The sequence below is a fragment of the Mesotoga sp. UBA6090 genome, from assembly GCF_002435945.1.
GTDB lineage: Bacteria > Thermotogota > Thermotogae > Petrotogales > Kosmotogaceae > Mesotoga.
In genome coordinates, this window is record NZ_DIXC01000013.1 from 1 (window position 1) to 18,722 (window position 18,722).

Annotated in this window: 15 protein-coding genes and 1 riboswitch; of the genes, 13 read left to right on the forward strand and 2 right to left on the reverse strand. The window is 47.1% G+C overall.

Annotation, left to right across the window (positions count from 1 at the left end):
* Positions 1–110 precede the first annotated feature (110 nt).
* The 3 genes from B3K42_RS02395 (at position 111) to B3K42_RS02405 (ending at position 3,113) form a co-directional block, all read left to right on the forward strand.
* Positions 111–1,187: a hypothetical protein gene (locus B3K42_RS02395; RefSeq protein WP_292596576.1), complete on the forward strand. Its 1,077-nt coding sequence runs from the start codon at positions 111–113 to the stop codon at positions 1,185–1,187.
* 98 nt (positions 1,188–1,285) lie between these two features.
* Positions 1,286–2,275, forward strand: a complete 990-nt coding sequence (locus tag B3K42_RS02400; protein ID WP_292596578.1) for a BMP family ABC transporter substrate-binding protein — start codon at positions 1,286–1,288, stop codon at positions 2,273–2,275.
* The gene (locus B3K42_RS02405) at positions 2,268–3,113 is read left to right on the forward strand and encodes a MurR/RpiR family transcriptional regulator (protein WP_292596580.1); all 846 of its coding nucleotides are present in this window, start codon (positions 2,268–2,270) and stop codon (positions 3,111–3,113) included. The genes B3K42_RS02400 and B3K42_RS02405 overlap by 8 nt, the downstream gene beginning before the upstream one ends.
* A gap of 23 nt (positions 3,114–3,136) precedes the next feature.
* Here B3K42_RS02405 and B3K42_RS02410 read toward each other — a convergent pair whose 3' ends face one another.
* Together B3K42_RS02410 and B3K42_RS02415 are read right to left on the reverse strand one after the other, a co-directional pair.
* Positions 3,137–3,706 (reverse strand): TetR/AcrR family transcriptional regulator, encoded by a 570-nt coding sequence (locus B3K42_RS02410; protein WP_292596582.1) that lies wholly within the window; start codon positions 3,704–3,706, stop codon positions 3,137–3,139.
* A 16-nt stretch (positions 3,707–3,722) separates the two neighbouring features.
* A complete protein-coding gene (locus B3K42_RS02415; protein WP_292596584.1) occupies positions 3,723–5,168 on the reverse strand; it encodes a radical SAM protein in 1,446 nt (481 codons plus the stop codon).
* A gap of 650 nt (positions 5,169–5,818) precedes the next feature.
* Here B3K42_RS02415 and B3K42_RS02420 point away from each other — a divergent pair.
* From B3K42_RS02420 to B3K42_RS02465, 10 genes are all read left to right on the forward strand, one after another.
* Positions 5,819–7,624: a DUF2207 domain-containing protein gene (locus tag B3K42_RS02420; RefSeq protein ID WP_292596586.1), complete on the forward strand. Its 1,806-nt coding sequence runs from the start codon at positions 5,819–5,821 to the stop codon at positions 7,622–7,624.
* A gap of 152 nt (positions 7,625–7,776) precedes the next feature.
* A riboswitch (Lysine riboswitch) is annotated at positions 7,777–7,943 on the forward strand.
* 81 nt (positions 7,944–8,024) lie between these two features.
* A complete protein-coding gene (locus tag B3K42_RS02425) occupies positions 8,025–8,990 on the forward strand; it encodes an aspartate-semialdehyde dehydrogenase (RefSeq protein WP_292596588.1) in 966 nt (321 codons plus the stop codon).
* Position 8,991: 1 nt separating this feature from the next.
* Positions 8,992–9,705: a diaminopimelate epimerase gene (gene dapF, locus B3K42_RS02430; RefSeq protein ID WP_292596590.1), complete on the forward strand. Its 714-nt coding sequence runs from the start codon at positions 8,992–8,994 to the stop codon at positions 9,703–9,705.
* Positions 9,675–10,556, forward strand: coding sequence for a 4-hydroxy-tetrahydrodipicolinate synthase (dapA, locus tag B3K42_RS02435; protein ID WP_292596592.1), 882 nt, complete (start codon positions 9,675–9,677; stop codon positions 10,554–10,556). Before dapF ends, dapA begins: the two co-directional genes overlap by 31 nt.
* The gene (locus B3K42_RS02440) at positions 10,553–11,200 is read left to right on the forward strand and encodes a 4-hydroxy-tetrahydrodipicolinate reductase (RefSeq protein WP_292596594.1); all 648 of its coding nucleotides are present in this window, start codon (positions 10,553–10,555) and stop codon (positions 11,198–11,200) included. Before dapA ends, B3K42_RS02440 begins: the two co-directional genes overlap by 4 nt.
* On the forward strand, positions 11,185–11,892 hold the full coding sequence (gene dapD, locus B3K42_RS02445; protein ID WP_292596596.1) for a 2,3,4,5-tetrahydropyridine-2,6-dicarboxylate N-acetyltransferase: 708 nt from the start codon (positions 11,185–11,187) through the stop codon (positions 11,890–11,892). Before B3K42_RS02440 ends, dapD begins: the two co-directional genes overlap by 16 nt.
* On the forward strand, positions 11,893–13,092 hold the full coding sequence (locus tag B3K42_RS02450; protein ID WP_292596598.1) for an aspartate kinase: 1,200 nt from the start codon (positions 11,893–11,895) through the stop codon (positions 13,090–13,092).
* A gap of 10 nt (positions 13,093–13,102) precedes the next feature.
* A complete protein-coding gene (locus tag B3K42_RS02455; RefSeq protein ID WP_292596600.1) occupies positions 13,103–14,200 on the forward strand; it encodes an aspartate aminotransferase family protein in 1,098 nt (365 codons plus the stop codon).
* A 1-nt stretch (position 14,201) separates the two neighbouring features.
* Entirely contained in the window at positions 14,202–15,329 is a 1,128-nt protein-coding gene (gene lysA / locus B3K42_RS02460; protein WP_292596602.1) for a diaminopimelate decarboxylase, read from the forward strand.
* A 713-nt stretch (positions 15,330–16,042) separates the two neighbouring features.
* Positions 16,043–18,202, forward strand: a complete 2,160-nt coding sequence (locus B3K42_RS02465) for a hypothetical protein (RefSeq protein WP_292596604.1) — start codon at positions 16,043–16,045, stop codon at positions 18,200–18,202.
* Positions 18,203–18,722: the final 520 nt, after the last annotated feature.

Consider the following 18,722-nt stretch of genomic DNA (forward strand, 5'->3'; position numbering starts at 1 on the left):
TCGCCTTCTTGGCACACTGGAACGAAGAACTCCTGTCTGTTGCTGCCCGAAAACTTGAGCTTCGTGTTTCCGAAAATAGCGTATAATTGCCATGTGGGTGATTGGACAGTATGAGAAGGCATTTATTTCGCTATTTATCTTTTACGATGTTCGTCCTTATAACAATTACAAGTCTGGCGGGGAACAGCGATTATGCAGACTCTTCTGACGCTACTGTTACGAGTTCCTTCGAAGATATGGCGCGAGAGATTCTTGCTATGGATTCCTTTGATGATCTCTTCAATCTTGACGGTTTCTTCGATGAGAGTCCCGCAGAAGAAATAACACCTTCTCCCCCAATTCCCCCCACTCCTGTAAGCACGGGCATTCTAACCGAGGTGGCAACGCCTAATGTGGCAGTCGACGCAACTTCTCTGGATACAGAGACTCTCGAGAGTACATCACTGTGGAAGTACGAGGAATACTGCAATGGGCTTCTTCCAGGGAGAATTACGTTCGAGTTCCAGTCTGGTGATCCCGTAATGGGCATCCCGGATGTTGTCAAGTTCTATAAAGAAGGGGTCGTAGTAGATACTCTTGCGGGCAAGACGATAATGACACCCGTCATTGTCCACGATGTGCCCTACCCCGGACAGAAGACCACAATATTCAGATTTCTTACCGATGATTACTCTACACCCCTGGGAGCCTACTACATAACCGTAATCGACACCAAGGTTTACACATTGACAGTGGCAATAGATCCTAAGAGAACAAATAACGTTGTAGATCTTGATTGTGACGGAGTTGCCGAGCTCATGGTTGTTGACGATCACATGGTGAGGGCCCATGAGGCGACAGAATTATCCGTTTTTAAACGCTACTTCAGATGGACGGAGAACGGTTGGGAGGTGGACAGTCCTGGTGATTATGCTGAGGTATACTCTATCTTGGCTTCCAGCGACTTGGAGAGAATCGAACTATCCAGCCCAAGAACCCCTCACGTATGGTCTTATGCTTACCATTCATATATGGCCGGTCAGGATCTTGAGGAAATCAAGGTCCAAGTGGCCGAGCTTGTCGAAGATTTCTCGCTGCATTGGCTTATAGATGCTACTGAGATGGTAAAGCTCCTTGATCAGAACATCAACCAGTACGACGGCTTCGTAATGAAAAGGCCCACCCCGGACTCATCACCTACAATGTAACACGAAATAATGAATAATATTCTCGCTCTTGAGAATTAAGTTCGAAAGAACTATAATCTATTTATATGATTATATGAGATTCTTGGGAGCGTGAAAAGATGAAGAGATTATCCTTGCTTTTGCTGATGGTAATGATTGCCACTCTTGCTGGCGCCAAATTCAGTGTTGCCATTCTAATCACAGGTGAAATCGGCGGAAACGCCATCTATGAGCTCGTTCAAAAAGGTGCCCTCGAAATTGAGTCTGATGAGATCGAGATCAAGATCGTCGAAGGCGGGTACAATCAGTCAAGATGGGAATCTATTCTGACCGGTCTCGCTGCTCTGGATAAGTATGATCTTCTTATGACTTTTACAGAGGGAATGCCGGCAAGTGTGAGACGCGTTGCGAATATGTTCCCGAACCAGAAGTTTGCGCTTCTGGACGGAATGATTGAGGACTCACTTCCCAATACTTATTCAGTGGCGTTTAGAGACGACGAAATGACCTTTCTAGCTGGTATCTTTGCCGGTCTTGTCACTTCAAGCCGGATGCCCGGAGCAAATTCTGAGAAGGTGGTTGGCTTCATCGCCGGGGATACCTACCCTGCAATGACAAATATAATGAGACCTTCGTTCGAGAAGGGAGTGGCGACTATCGATCCCTCGATTCATGTTCTTTTCGGCATTGTTGGAAGCTGGTCCGATCCTTCAAGAGGAAGAGAGCTGGCTGCAAAACAGTTTGACGCAGGAGCGGACGTAATCCTTTCAATTGCCGGAGGAAGTGGTGTTGGAGTGATTGAGGAGGCATCGGTCAGAGGTAAGTATGTGATTACGGTCGACTCGAATCTCATATCGATGAATCCCTCTGTTATATTGGCGAGCTTTCTGAAGCATATGGATCTCCTTGTGAAAGAGACAGTATCTCAGGCAAGCGAAGGAAAGCTGCCGTTTGGCAGTTCAAAGAGGGTCGGCATTGCAGAAGGAATGATAGATTATACACACGATGATCCCAACTTCCTGTCTAATGTTCCGGAAGAGATTCGAAGCGAGCTCGCTTACTGGTTTGAGAGACTAAAGGAGAAAGGAGTTCCCGCTGAAAATGAGTAGCCTTCTGCAGTCCTACAACGAAGCACTTCATCTCCTAACCGGGACCGAAGAAAAGATTGTAAGCTTTGTCATAAACCATCCGGAGCAAGCTCTGGAGTTCTCAGTTCATGATCTCGCAGCACGACTTGAGGTATCTCCGTCGATGATCGTTAAGGCTGCAAAGAAGCTCGGGTTCACAGGCTACTCGCAACTGAAGCTGGCCATCGCAAGTGAGCTCAACATACTCGTCCAGAGGGAAAAGTCATCTGTATTGATCGAAGACCTAGAGGCATATGATGAACTCGTTTCAACGACAATCAAAGAGGCCTATAGTCGGCTTAGCGAGGAAGTAATAGAAGAGGCAGCAAGAGTTCTTTCATCGTCTCAGATCGTCGACATCTACGCCTTTGGCTTTGACGCTATCGCCGGGCACGACCTTTATCTAAAGATGCTTCAAAGTGGAAAAAGAGTGCGGCTAATAGAGAATGGATATGAGCAGATGATTTCTGCCTACAGTTTGGAAAGTGATTCAACAGTAGTCGCCATTTCTAGTACAGGAAGTTCCGTTGACCTTATGGATGCCTTGAGATTTTCTAAGAAGGCTGGGGCCTCTGTGGTTACAATAACTCCGTCCGGATCGAAGCTAAGCAATTATTCGAGCATCAACCTGGAAAGCTATTACTCCAAACTCGTCTTTCCAGAAGGCGGCCTCGTCACTCGAATCGTCCAGCTGATGATTGTAGACGTGCTCTATCTGAAGTTTCTTCAGATCTCCGGGACTAGGTTCGAGGAAAGATATTCAAAATTTCGAGAGGTTCTCGACTTCAAGAGAAGAGGAACAAAGAAAGAGAGGGACTGAATCCCTCTCTTTTGTTGTCTGCTTCATTCTCCAGAGTTGCTCACCAAGCCCCTCCAGATTATCTCTCTTATACTTTCTAGCCCGTTCGGGTCTTCCGTTACGCTGAAACCATTCAATATGAGGTCTGCCGCGCTGTCGGGATCCACGTCTTTCGAAATCTCCTGAGCGATCTTTGCCTCGTCTATAGCTGAGGACAGCTTCTCCTTCAGAAGCTGGTATCTATCTTTGACCCTCTTCCAGGATTCGTTGTCCTGCCTGCTAAGGTTCGCCCTCTCTTGATCCATGATCTTCTTGATCTCATTCTTATTGGTTATGAAATCAATATATGACCTTAGAATCCTCTTGAGCTTCGACACATAAACATTCTCATCTCTTGTTTCCGAAAAGACATGATCTTCAAGTTCGTCTATCGAGTACTGCCAAACTTCATAAAACAGATCCTCTTTGCTGGGGAAGTAGTAGTATATCAAGGCCTTTTTCACCCCAGCCATCTGGGCAATCTCGGACATGCTTACGCCGTCGTGACCTCTTTCCGCAAAGGCCTTCCGGGCGGCTTTTATAATCCTCTCTCTAGAAGACAATTTCGCTCGCACCGGATCCACCGTCCCTTCAAGGTTTTTTGTCTATAGCAAGCTTCTCTTCATTGTTAGCGTACTTTCTCATTCTAACATCGAAATCGTAAACCCCTCTGTGGGCCGGATGGGTCTCGGCAAAGCCTTCCTCGTAGTAGAGTTTGTCGGCGTATTCCTTCCAGCCGGCTGCAAGTTCGTCAAGCTGTCCGGCAAGCTCTGTGACAACGTTCTCGCTTCCATCATGCTGTGGGATCGCATTGAACTTGTTCACCATAGCTCTGAGAACCTTCGGATTGTCAATAATCGGACAGGGTCTGAAGAGATTATTGCTGTAAGGCACCATTCTCTTGTATGCCGTGAAGAATGGAGACTTCACAATCTCCAGAAGACTCTTCTCTCTTATGCTGTCAACCGCAAACTGCTGGAAGACACAAGGTTCAACGTAACCCTTTGCATTTACGTGAATATACTTTGCGCCGGCGGCCAGACAGCCATTCGTAAGGAATCCGTGATTCCAGAAGTCTGCAACGAATGCAAAGTCTCCGCCAAGCCTCTCTTGCTCAGTCTTGAAGAATCGCTCATACCTCTGCTCAGGCGTTGGAACGAGATCCATCGAAGGATTCATACCTACTGGCATGAACTGAAATACCCAGGCATAAGCAACGCCTTCGTCCTTCAAGAACTGCCAGAACTCGTCCTTCATCATAACATCGTGATTCAGTCTGGTTGCGGTAACCGAAGTACCGTAAATGACTCCGGCTTCTCTCAGATTCTCCCACGCCTGCTTGATCTTAAGAAAGACACCGCGTCCTCTTCTCCAGTCGGTCTCGCCTTCGAAACCTTCTACGGAGACGGCAAATGTGGCATTTCCAAGTTCGCCGAGCTTTTTCGCAACTTCCTTGGTGATAAGCGTTCCATTTGTGTAGACCTGGAAGTAAGAATCGTTGAACTCTTCGAAAATCTCGAGAAGATGCGGCCATACGAAAGGTTCACCGCCGGTAATGATGAAGAAATAAATCCCCAGTTCATTTGCCTGCCGGATTATAGAACTGACCTCTTCCTTCGAAAGCTGGTACTTTCTACCGTAGAGACCGGCGTAACAGCCCACGCAGTTAAGATTACAGGCGTAAGTTGGGCTTATTACTACGAGCTTCGGAATCACAACTTCGTGCTCGAGCATCTTTTCCTGACGAATCTTCTCGCCAAGTGCAAACTCGTTTACAACGAGATTGGTCATAGCCTTTTCAACGGCCTTAGGACTCGATCTCTTGAAAACGTTCTGCCAGGAAACGATCATTGGATGCTCTTCCTCGGCCATCCGAGTCAGTTTCTTCAAACCACTCTTTGTTGGTTCTTTCGTCAAAGCCGCAACAGTTCCGAACAATTTTCCAATATTCTCAGTAGAAGAATTCCTGACAAGTGTACCAACATACTTCCCTGCCTGTCTCAGCATGGAAGTCTTCATACTTTCTACAATACCCACGAATAACACCCCCAATTGATTTTTACTTACCGTTCGGTAAAATACTAAACCATCGATACTACGTATTCCTTTCATTTATATGAAGTTTCTACCAAAGAGTGTTTCAGATTGCCTTTAGCTCATGTCAAAAGATCGTTTCTGGAAAGCCTCTCTATCTGAATCCACTGGAGTTTTACGCAAAGAGACAGACTTTGAAATGTAGTTCATGGCTAAAAATTTATGGAGGCGTTAGGAAATAACATCAAGAGCAAGGTGCTGAACTGAATTCAAGGAAAGAAGTTCTTCGTTCAAGGGCGAGAATCTAAGAACCGCTGAACGCTTAAGAGCGGAAAACCCGCTGATCGCTGGACGCTGAACGCTGTGAGATGCAGTTCTCCGTTAGCCTTTCACGGCAACGGATTTTGGCCCCCTCTTCGGGCGAACAGCCGTTCGCCCCTACAAGAAGAATATGATTCTGAATGGGATCACAGATCAAGAAGATCGGCGTGCGTAGCGGACTGGCTTTGAGGATCTTTCCCCGCGAAGCGGAACTGGCCTTTGCGAAGCAAAGACTAGCCAGGCGAAGCGTGACTGGCCTGCGATAGCAGACTGGCTCATTCCAATTATTCTAGGTACGATAGTGTAAAATGCAATAAAGGGGGTGGTGCTCAGTGAAGAAGATAGTTGTCAGAGTCATCGCGGGGATTATAGTTGGTGTAATTACTTGGGCAGTGGCGATACTGATCTTCAGTGACGGTATAGCTGATTCTTTTTCGGCTATTACATCCATAGAGAAGGCGAATGTCTTGATGGAGATAGACCAGAACGGTCTCCTGACAGTTACCGAGACTATCGACTATAAATTCAACAAAGCTTACAGAGGTATTTATAGAGAGCTGCCTGCCGATAGAGCGGGAAGCCAGTACAGCTCGATTGAGGTTACTGCTGTAGGCAAGGAGATCAAATACATAGAATCTATGGGCGACGAAAGTGCCAGATCGGTTAGGATCTGGTTTGTTCCGTATAACTCCTCGAGTGTCACCCCGGTAAAAGGAGAGGAAAGAGTAAGCGTTACTTACAAGTACACTGTTCGTAGAGCTGTCGAAGTGGGCACGGACATCGCACAGATCTTCAGAAAGATCTGGGGTGAGGACACGAGCAGTTGGGTCGGCGAAATTACTGCGAGAGTTGTTTTTCCTCAAGAGTTAGATATACTCGAGTTCTACACACATCCCCCTGTTGAGGTAGATCGCAGTGGAAACGTGTTTGATTTGAGAGCGACGAACATTCCGCCGTTGACATACGTCGAGTTCAGGGCAGTCGTTCCAAAGGAACAGGCAAACGCGATGAACATGCGAAACATCGCTCTAGGTGGAGCCTTCGATCAGAGCTTCATAGAAGGAGCCGAAAGACAGGCAGAGACAACGGTTCTCTTCGGAAAGTGGATAATTCCAATAGCAGTAGGTTTCTTGACACCTTTTGTGTTGATAGTTGCGCACAGAAAATTTGGACGAGAAATAGATATCGGCTATTATGCCGAGTATGAGAGAGAGTTGCCAACAGGCGACGCTCCCGACGTCATAAACGCGGCAGTAAGAAACATGGCTGGAATGGTCGACAACGACGGAATAGGCTCAACAATTATGGAGCTGTATAGAAAGGAACATATCGATTTTCAGAAAGGAAAGGGCGACAAGGTCGAAGGAATAATCATAAAGAATCGAGACAACTCAAAGCTACGTCCTACCGAAGCGGCCTTCCTCTCTTTTCTTGACAAGTATGACGAAGGTGATGTGTTTGATTTTACAGCTGTGAAGAAACAGGTTACGAAGAAGCAATCAAAAGCCCGTCTCTTTACTAGCGAATTCTCGAAATACAAAAACAAGGTCAACGATACTGTTAAGAGGATGCACTTGATAGACCTCAAGGGCAATGCGATTGCCAAGGGTTACTCCTTCCTGATGTTTGTTGTGTGTATTGTCCTTCTGGTTTTCTACTCGAAATCTGATCTTTCGCCAATGCGCTTCTTCTCGTACGCATTCTTTGGAGGGATCTGGATCGTCAGCTGGGTTGTGATTTTGTTGCCGAAGGATGTATTCGGAAGATGGACGAAAGACGGGAGGCTTTTCTATCTCCGGTGGCTTGGCTTGAAGAAGTATCTGGAGGATTACTCCTTGCTAAACGAGAAACCCCCTGAATCGATTATCCTGTGGGAAGAGTATCTCGTATTCGCAACGGCCCTCGGAATTGCCGATACCGTGAGGAAGAACCTAAACAAGATAGTCCCGGAAGACGTCTGGAGAGAACAGAGCAGACATCCTTACATCTACTATCCTGTCACGGCATACGCCGTCAGTTCCTTCACCACTCTTACAAGAGCCGCTTCTTCTGCATCCAGCAGTGGTTCTGGTGGGGGCGGATTTAGCGGCGGAGGCTCCGGCGGTGGAGGCGGTGGAGGCGGAACCGGAGGTTTCTAGCTGTAACTCAGAGTCAACATAGAATATAGAATGGTATCAAAGGGCAATCCAGTTCCAGGCAAGGAGCAAAGTTCAATTGAGATGATCAATTAACCTTATGTTTTCAAAGGATTAGTTGGTCTGGAGAGCACCGTGATATAATAAATCGAAAGTTACCCAACGGAGGAGCACCCAAGATCAGTAGACGTTCATCAGGGGATTGGAACGGATCGAAAGGCGAGGGTGCCGAAGAAGGCGGAAGCCCCAGCGACTGACTTCTGGGCATACAGGAAAGACCTGTATGACTGTCACGAAGAATGCGTGGAGAGCCGGTGGGTTTGGAATAGGACATTATTTCAAACCATTGAAGTGTTCCCGTTTTCTTCGGGAACGCTTTTTCTTTTTTTTGGGAGGTGGTTAAGTGCGACTCGCAATAGTAGGCGCTACCGGGGAAGTAGGCCGAATGATGTTGAGAAAGTTGGAAGAGGAGAAGATTGCGCCGAAAGTGATCGATTTGCTTGCCTCGAAGCGCAGTGAAGGAAAGCATTTCAAGTTTGAGGCCAGAAATCTAGAAGTCAAGGAGCTTAGAGAGGAGTCCTTCGATAAAGGCTACGATTATGTTCTATTCTCTGCCGGAGCTACCGTTTCGAAGCATTATGCTCCAATAGCCGCACAAAAGGGAGCCGTCGTTATTGACAACTCATCTGCTTTCAGAAGTGACGCAGAAATTCCTCTTGTGGTTCCCGAGATCAACGGGGATATTCTGAAGGGATACGGCGGTATTGTTGCAAACCCAAACTGCTCGACCATACAAATGGTTCTCTCCCTCAGCGGAATATACAAGAGCTACGGGATAAAGACAATTGTAGTTTCTACATATCAAGCTGTCTCTGGGGCGGGCAACAAAGGAATCGCCGAGCTTGAAGAGCAGGAGAGGGGAGAAATTCGGCCTTCGGTCTTTGTGAGGCAGATACACAGAAACGTCGTTCCCATTATTGGGGATTTGCTCCATTCAAACTTTTCTACCGAAGAGATGAAGATGGTTCACGAAACTCGAAAGATCTTCAGGGATGATTCGATATCTGTCTGGCCCACGACTGTGAGGGTTCCTGTTGTTTACGGCCATTCTGAATCCGTCTTCTGTGAGACGGTCCGCCCCTTTTCACTGGAGGACCTTAGAAGAGAGATAGAGTCTTCAAAAGACGTAGTTTACAGTGAAGAAAGGCTGACCCCAATGGAAGTAGCCGGTTCCGATCTGGTATTTGTGTCGCGTCTGAGAGGCTTTGACGGAAACCGCTTCCTCTTCTGGAACATGGCCGACAACATTCGGGTGGGGGCGGCAACAAATGCTATTCGAATCATGAAAACTCATTTGGGAGGTACTTGAGATGAAAGGTGCATTTTACTCTGCGACTGGAAACAATTTTCTGGTAGTCGATTCGAGAGATACAAAGCTGAGCGATGAAGAGAAGCGCGATCTTGTTCTCAAGTACGTTAGCGACAGAGATGGTGCGATCTTTGTGGAGAGAGACTTCATGGATTACTTCAATCGTGATGGTCATAGGGCCGCCTTTTGTGGAAACGGAGCTAGGACTTTCGTGCACTTCATTCACGAAAAAGAAGCCCGAGATACGGTCGAGTTTTTCTCTTACTCGGGAAGTCTATTGGGCGTTGTGGATGAGGTTGTTTGCGTGAAGATGCCCTCACCAAAATTCCTGGGAAGTTTCGAGGAGGAAGAGTTTCGCGGAGAGATCGTTGTTGTCGGTGTGCCTCATCTTGTGATAGAGGGGGACACGCAAGATATCGACTGGAACGCACTTGTTCCTCTCAGGCACCTGTACGACAGCAATATTAACGTCTTCAGCGTCCAGGAAGACGGAACGCTTAGATTAAGAACTTTTGAAAGAGGCGTCGAGGGAGAGACGGGCGCCTGTGGCAGCGGTGCGACAGCAGTGGCGTGGATTCAAAGCAGAAGGACGGGCAGTGAGAAGATAGTCTTGCAGGCCAATGGAGGCGTTCTTACAGTCACCTTCAGAGACGGGGCTGCCTTTCTAGGAGGAGGTGTAGAGAAATGTTCAGAGGAACTGGAACTGCGGTTATAACACCTTTCAAGGATGGTAATGTTGATTTCGATGCATTCGGGAGGTTTCTAAGATTTCAGCTTGAGAACAAAATTGAGGCCCTTATAGTCCTCGGAACGACCGGAGAATCGCCAACGATAAGAGATTCTGAACGGACTCAACTGATAAAGATCGCCGTTAATGAGGCAAATGGCACGGTGCCTGTGATTGCGGGGACGGGTACCAATTCGACGGAAAAGACCGTGGAGATGTCAACAAGAGCATTCGATGAGGGTGCCGATGGCGTACTGGTAGTGGTCCCCTATTACAACAAACCAACCCAGGAAGGTCTTTACAGGCACTTTGGAGAGATAGCGACACGTGTGCAAGGACCGGTGATAATTTACAACGTTCCGGGAAGAACGGGAACCAACATGCTTCCCGATACGATAATCAGGTGTCTGGACTTCGATAATATTGTCGGAGTGAAAGAGGCAAGTGGAGACCAGTATCATGTCGACTACCTTCTTTCCAGGTTGAAGGCAAATCATTCTGATCTCAAGGTCTGGTCTGGAAACGACGATCAGGCCTTTCATCTCTGCTGTAGTGGCGGCGACGGTGTTATCTCGGTTATTTCTAATGCCGCCCCTTTCAAGACTTCTTCGATGATCCGGTCTATTCTCGGCGGCGACCTTGAGAGAGCGAGGGACTTGCATCTAGAGCTTCTCCCGATTATGAAAGCATTCTTTGTGGAGTCAAATCCCATACCTGTCAAGTATGCCCTGAGCCTAATGGGGTATTGCGAGAACGAACTTCGCCTGCCTCTTTACGAACTCTCCGATGCAAATCGAACGGTTGTTGAAAGGGCCTTGAAAGAGAGTGGAGTGCTGTGAAATATGGAGTAGTTGGCTCTTCGGGGCGGATGGGAAAAGAAATTATTGAAGTATTTAAAGACCACGAACTCGTTCTCGAAGTTAATGACAAGGGCATCTTTAGACATGGCGAACCTGAGGTTATCATTGATTTCTCGAATCGTGAAGCTTCGAAAACGACAATCGATCTTACAGATCAATTTGGTGCAGGTCTGGTCATTGGGACGACTGCTCTTCGTCAATCTGATATTTCAGATCTGGAGAAGCTTGCCGAAAAGCTCCCTGTGGTTCAAAGCTTCAATTTTTCTATAGGCATAAACCTGCTAAGAATGATCCTCAAAGAGTTTTCGACTCTTTTTGAAGGCTTCGAAGGCGAGATAATTGAAGTGCACCACAGTGCGAAGAAAGACGCGCCATCGGGTACCGCATTGATGCTCAAGGAAGCTACCGGAAGAGACTTGCCGATTCACTCTGTGAGGGCCGGGGGAGTTCCCGGAGATCATACTCTCTTCTTTGCTAATGACGGAGAAGTTATCGAGATAACTCACAGAGCGATCTCCCGCAAGGTATTCGCGATCGGGGCGCTTACGGCAGCTCAGTTCTGTGCCAGTAAAGAAACGGGATTCTACTCCTTTGAGGAGGTCATTAAATGGACTCAGAAATGATAATAAAGATGATAAGAAATTCGAAGAAAAAGACCCCTGCAATATGTCACATTTGCGGGGATCTGGCCGACCTTTCGACTGCGGGTGTAGAGTTCGTCGGAGGCAAAGACTTTGGAATTCTCTTTGGCGATCTGAAAGATATCAGCGGAGTGATCGAGGCCAACAGAGACAAGATTGCTGGTCACCACATCGAAATCAGGGCACGAAATTCGGCCCTCCCCCTCGCCGATCTAACGAGGTATAGGGCGCGTATCGAACCGGGAGCGATTATTCGTGATCTGGTTGAAATTGGAGACAACGCGGTCATAATGATGGGGGCAGTTCTCAATGTCGGTGCAGTGATTGGCAAAGGAACCATGATAGATATGAACGTAGTAGTCGGAGGCAGGGCAATAATTGGAGCCGATTGTCACATTGGAGCGGGAGCCGTTGTTGCTGGCGTTGTGGAGCCTCCTAGCGCGACACCAGTAATAATAGAAGACAATGTGCTTGTAGGAGCGAATGCGGTAGTCCTCGAAGGGGTGAGGATTGGAACGAATTCCGTTATAGGGGCCGGTGCAGTGGTAACGAAGGATGTTCCGCCTTTCTCGGTTGCTGCAGGAATGCCCGCGAAAGTCATAAAACAGTTCGACGAGAAGACGGCAAGCAAGACGAATCTCGTCAAAGAACTCCGTGAGATAAAGGAGAACTAGATGCTCGTTCAAAAGTACGGAGGGTCTTCGGTCGCTAATGCCGAGAGAATTAGGAACGTTGCAGAGAGAATCAAAGTACGCGTCGATTCTGGCGAGAAGGTGATTGTGGTAGTCTCTGCAATGGGAAAGACTACGAACGACCTGATTTCTCTTGCCGAAGACCTCTCTGAGGAACCGGATCCTAGAGAACTGGCGATGCTGCTTTCTACCGGCGAACAGATATCTGCTGCCCTCCTTTCTATGGTTCTTATAGGAATGGGTGTGAAATCAATCTCTCACAACGCTTTACAGCTTGACATAACGACTGTTGGAGATTTCGACAATGCAAGAATCGCAGACCTGAATCTCGACAAGATCTACACCGAGCTTGAGGATCATGACGTGATAGTAGTCACCGGCTTTCAAGGCGTCGATACTGAGGGAAATCTCACCACTTTAGGACGCGGGGGCTCGGATACATCTGCAGTCGCCATTGCGGCCAAGGCAGGGGTCCCCTGCGAGATATTCAGCGACGTAGCAGGCGTATATACTTGCGATCCCAAGTTTCACAAAGATGCTAGAAAGCTGGAGTACATTACTTACGACGAAATGCTTGAAATGGCCGCTTTGGGGGCGAAAGTCCTCCATTCGAGATCCGTTGAAATAGCGAAGAAGTACAACGTAGAGATCCTCTGTTTGTCTTCTTTCAGCGAAGAAGGGGGTACGAGAGTAGTGAACAGGCTTCCCGAATGGCTTGAACAGCCTGTAGTGACCGGGGCGACAATAGACACTAACCAGCTAAAGATTGCGATTAACAAACTTCCCGGCAACACCGAGATAGTCAGCAAGATCTTCCAGGCGGTTGCCGGATCGAGTTTCAACGTGGATATGATATCTATAGTCAACGACAACGGCTACATTCATCTGGCATTCACGGTTATCTCAGCCAGTCCTGCGGCAATAAAGAGGACTATCGAGAATGTGCTGGTCGATGTGGATAACTGGGAACTTGCAATAGATGAAGATGTAGCGAAGATATCGACCGTGGGCGTCGGGATGAGGTCTAGCTCCGGTGTAGCTGCCCGTTTTTTCCTTGCGCTGGGGAAGGCAGGAGTCAAAATCATCGCCACTACAACTTCAGAGATCAAGATTTCAGTTCTCGTTCCCAAATTTCAGGCAAGCACAGCCTTGAAGGCTCTGCTCGATGAGTTTGAATTGTGAGTTGATGAGCATGATTTCGAGCGTCTATTCACCTTTTCCTCTTAGAATCGTCAGTGCACATGGAATAAACATAAAGACAGACCAGGGGGAGTTCCTGGATACATTTGCCGGAATAGGGGTCCTTGCCTTTGGCCACTCAGACGTTGCAACAGTAGAAGCCGTTACCTCGAAAATCAAGCGCTTCTCTCACACATCGAACTATTTTATCGATGAGGATGCCATTTCTCTAAGTGAAAAGCTCCTTCAATTCTCACGTTCTAAAGGTGAAGTTTACTTCTCAAACTCCGGTACGGAGGCTACAGAAGCCGCAATCAAGGCCGTGAGAAAACTCAGAAGTGGAAAACTCGTTTCATTCGAAGGCAATTTCCACGGAAGAACGATGGGCGCTCTTTCTCTTACACACAGTGAGAAACTCCGCAAACCCTTCGAACCGCTCCTTCAAGATGTCCTCTTTCTGCCCAAACGAGTGGAGGATTTTGAAAGGGCTGTCAGAGAAGAAGAAATCGCTGCCGTTTTCGTCGAAACGATACAGGGTAACAGCGGAGTCTTGCCTTATCCTGCCGATCTTGTCCGTACTATAGAAGACCTCAGAAAAGATAGGGGCTTCTTGGTAGTTGCCGATGAGATTCAGAGCGGTCTGTGCAGGACCGGTGAATACTTCGGTTATCACAATTACGAAATTGAACCTGACATGGTTATACTAGGGAAGGCGGTCGGCGGGGGCCTGCCGCTGGGAGCGGTTGTTTTTAGAGGATTATCGCCATTTGCGCTGGGAGATCACGGATCGACATTTGCCCCAAATCCTATCAGTCTTGCTGCTGGACTTTCCGTTGTGTCAAGAATGAATTACGACCTTCTAGAAAGTGTTAGAATATGTGGGGCACAGCTGATGGAGAACCTGAAGAGGCTCCCCTGGACAAAAGAAGTGAGTGGGATGGGTCTGATGATAGGAGTATCAACAGAAGATCCGGACAAGGTCAAAGCCCTGGCCTTTGAAAGAAGGGTGCTTCTCAATGTCACAGGTGGGCGAATAAGGTTCTTGCCGGCCTTGAATATTACGATCGAAGAGATAAACGAGATCACGGAAAGGCTAGATTTTGGAGGTTGAGATGATTGATTTTCAGAAACTCGCAAATGAGTTCGGTACTCCCCTTTATGTATATGATGCTCAAAAGATAAGAAAGAGAATTGCCAAAGCCAAGAAGGTCTTCGAGGGTCTCGATGCCGAGATAGTCTTTGCCTTAAAGGCCAACAATAATCCTTCACTTCTCAAGATCATGGCAGAAGAGGAAATAGGCGCAGACGTTGTGTCCAGGGGAGAGCTACTCGCGTCCAAAATGGCCGGGATGAAGCGAATCCTCTGGAACGGTAACGGCAAAACTCATGAGGATATTGTACATTTCACTAACCAGGGACTGGACATTGTCTGTGTGGATTCGTTGCAGGAACTCCCTCTCTGGGATGGCATTGACGTGATAAAGCTCCTGAGAGTCAATCCCGATGTTGATGCGAAAACCCATCCGCATATATCCACAGGGCTCAGGGCTCATAAATTTGGTGTACCAATAGAAAATGTTGAGGCGGTAGCCGATAGAGTAGACGGTCTGCATCTCCATATTGGCTCGCAGATAACTGATGTTGAACCCTTTTTGGATGCATATTCAAAGGCACTCGAGTGTGCCAAGAAATTTGGTTTCAAGTACATTGACCTTGGCGGCGGCTGGGGTATCGACTATGAAGGTGAAGAACTTGATATAGAAAAGCTTCAGAAAGGCATAGGGAACCTGTTTTCCGATTTTGAAGGAAAGCTAATTGCCGAGCTCGGAAGATACATAATCGGACCTGCCGGATATCTGGTAACCACCGTAGTCAGCGTGAAACCTTCTGAGAAGATTTTTGTCGTGACCGACGCAGGGATGAATGCTTTGATAAGGCCGGTTCTTTATGATGCCCATCACAGAATACAGGTGCTTTCAGGAACAGGCAAGAGCGTTACTGCAGATGTTGTCGGCCCTCTCTGCGAAAGCGGAGATATCCTCGCGAGAAGCAGAAAGATAGAGTTGCCTATACCGGGAACAGCAATCGTCTTCGAAAACGCTGGCGCCTACGGTTTTTCCATGGCCAACAACTACAATGGAATGCCCTTGCCCGCGGAAGTGCTCGTCGATGGAGACTCCGTAAAACTCATCCGCCGCAGGCAGAGCATAGAAGAGCTCTTCACAAACGTCAAAATGTAACTCCTCCTCCTTGGGGACAGACTCCATTATTTACAGTTAGTTAACATTCGCCAAGAGCGACTCTTTCCTTTGGGTACTCCATTTCAACCCCTCCCTCCTTGGGGACAGACTCCGTTTATTACATTGAGTTAACATGTGCTTAGAGTATTTTTTTCTCATGGGGAGTCCGTTATTCCCGACTTTGTCTCTATAAGTTCTGAAAGTATCCACCACAGTACTTTCAGAAGCTGAATTCGTGAGATTTCAAGAGGCTCTTGGAATAGTCATTGCGAAGATGAGAGTATCTTGTCGCTAAGAGTATTACCTTTCATCTTAAGTACAGTTGCTCACCCTTGAGGTTGAGTTCCCGTCTTCAGAGAATTGAGGGAGTCCTCATCTTTTTGGGGGAAGCATTTGGGTCACCTTGGCCTGAAAAAGTTTGTGGTTTTTGTTCAACTGAGAATAGCTTGTTTCCTAGGGTAATAATGTTGCGATCATGTAAATAATGGAGTCTCCACAAATTAAAAATGTCTCTCTCCAGTCGGCGGAAGGACACTTTTCAACATGGATGGACTCTGCTTGCTAGACAACGTGGGTTGATTTATCAGAGGTTTGATTGATCTATTAATTTAGCGATTGGGTGGATTTCACATTTCTTAATCTCTTTGCATAACGCAAGAAATCTTACAGTGTATTAATTTATTGTGTTCTATTACACGCTAGAGAGGTGAATTATGGATAGAGAGACAGTAAAAGTAACCCTCCTTGCCGAGGCGCTGGAGATGAGCAGAAATTCTCATATTGAATACTGTACTCTTGAAGAGCTGGAAGTGTTCTTTGACAGAAACACAGCAATCGAGCTTGCGAAAGGTCTTAAGGGTGGATTCTCTCTGGACATGTCTCTGGAGGAAATAATGAGCAACGGATTCTTCAGGGGTTATCTTGCCGGTCTTATGCTTTCAGACAAGACTACTTCACATGTTGTCAAGGAGCAGATAGCCAAGATCCTTCTCGAAGATCTTCTTCGCACGCTGAATGAGGCAGAGGAAACTTCACCCGGCCATGAAGAGAGTTTTCAGTCAGAAAGAGACTTGAAGAAGAGATTCTTTTCCCTATTCGAAGAGAAAGAGCGCAAAGAATCTATAGGACTTGTAAGAGAGAATTTCTCACTTTTCAGACATTTCATGAATAGTAAGCATTATATTCCTATTTACCTTTGGGGTAATGAATTGACGACTTTCATTTGCGAAAGCTTAGATTCGGAGCAGTTCGAGGGCTCCCTAAAGGAAGACTTGAGAAAGATTGTTCCTTCTGTGCTGGCATCATACTCGATGCCCGATACTATGGGTTCGTCAGTAGGACTTCGATTACCGTCGGTTGAGAGTTATTTGAGCTCGCAGTTCCCGATTCTTGCTATGATAAGGAATCGAAAACTGAATCTGGATCAGGTGACTGAGTTCATCAAGAGCCTGTCTCACATTATATTTGGGGATATCTTGTTGGCGCCGGTTAGCATGGCTGCAGGTGGAGAAATGGAAGAGAAAGCAAGGGCAAAACTGATTATCAATAAGATGTTCGCTTCGATGAGTGATTCTGAACTCGGTATTATGTTGAATTCCTCCAGCTACGAGTCGAGAGACGGTTTTCTTTACGAAGTTGTCGTGTGCAATGATTTCGGCAAACTTTTCGATAGACTGAAGAGTATTTTGAAAGGGATAGAAAAGAAGGCTTCCCTGTTTTCCAATATGACTATTGCGAGCGCTCTCTTGGACAAGGATGAGGCAACTGATTGTGTGGTAGAGTATGTCGCATATCTGAAGACTCTGGAGCCAACAATCGCAGTTGTACGATCGGGACTCTTGTTATGCATGAAATACGACTTTGAAGACGAGGAGCTCTTCAGCAAGAAGTTTTCTGAGATAACAGATGAGAAACCAGATCCGCCTTTGATCCGATCTCTTCTTCGGGATTCATTCGGTGATCTTGATGTGATCTATGAACATATGGCAGACCAGTATTCTCATAGAACGGCGATTGATGGTGTAATTTCGAACTTGAAATCGATTAAGGAACCTAATTTCATTTCGTACGGGAAGACCAGCTGTGTTGAGTATTCACGAGTGCCGATGTATACGCTGATAAACTCAGCGATAAGTCAGAACGATATCGATCATGCATTCGATACCATGGTAGGTTACTGCGAGAAGTACCGGTTCAACTTCGAGTTCATGAATACACTTCTCTTCCTTTCCACAAGAGAAACTGACAAACTGAAGAAGCTCCTTCAAGTTGCGGGCGAGCTTGCTTTGAACGTCCTTCACGATATCGTTGAAAAGGATAAATGGGCATCACTTATAGAGAACGAAGAGAGTCCATCCAACACCGAGCTCCTGCAAGTCATCGAACATTATGTAGATAGCTTGATCGATCAGAAGGCATATAGCGAAGCACTAAGGGTTATAGATGAAGTCTTCCCCCTTGTCAGTCCAGATGATTACGGCTCCCTCTTAGCTAGCAAATTGATTGTGTGCTGGAGACTGAAAATGTTCGATGAAATGGCCAAAACAATGGAGTTTGAGAACCACAGTAGCCATCCGAAGGCTCTTGCAGTATTGGCGCTGAAGAACTATGCCTACAGGGAGCTAGACAGAGCGGAACAGATTCTTCTGAACATTCTTCGCCGCTACCCTGACTTCATCAAGTATCTGCTGGAGGAAGAAGAAAACGATAAGAAGGACTTCGAGAAAGCAGAAAGAGGCAACCTCAGGAGTCAGAAAAGAGTCGATTCGTTGACTCTTGCAGAAGAGTTCAGAGGGGATTGGCTCAACCTGAGGGGCGGAAAGGAATGGCTGAAGAGAGTGCAGAAGGTTTTTGATAAAGTGAGGGATGAGTAGTAGTCCGCCGAGGAACATCGGCGGACGCAAGGCTGGCGAAGATCCTTTAAAGAAGTGAGGCCGACTTCGTCGGGAAGTGATGCTGACAGGTACCTGCCAGGAAGTGATGCCCGGAAGAGCATCCGGGGAAGTGATGCTGGCGCTTTCGCGCCAGGAACAAAGCGAAGAGCCGCTTAACGATCTTCTTTATCTGTGATCCCATGATCCCATTCAGGATCATATTCTTCTTGTAGGGGTGAACGGCGGTTCGCACGAAGAGGAAGCCGTCTCACAGGCACAAGGCAGAAGGCAAAAAGTAGTCGGTCTGCTGACTCAGGCTAGTCGCATTAGAGAAGGTTCTCCGTCCTCCGAGAAGAAAGCGTATAAGCCGGGTCTAGGGTTGTGGTGTGACCCTGGTACAGGCTTCGATTAGGAACTTGGGAACCTGGATCTGGATGTTAAGGGAAAAGCCGCAAGTGGAAGACCCACGAGGGTGAAAGTACCGATGCCAGATTCAGGGGCGGAACAGTCCGTAGTAGTG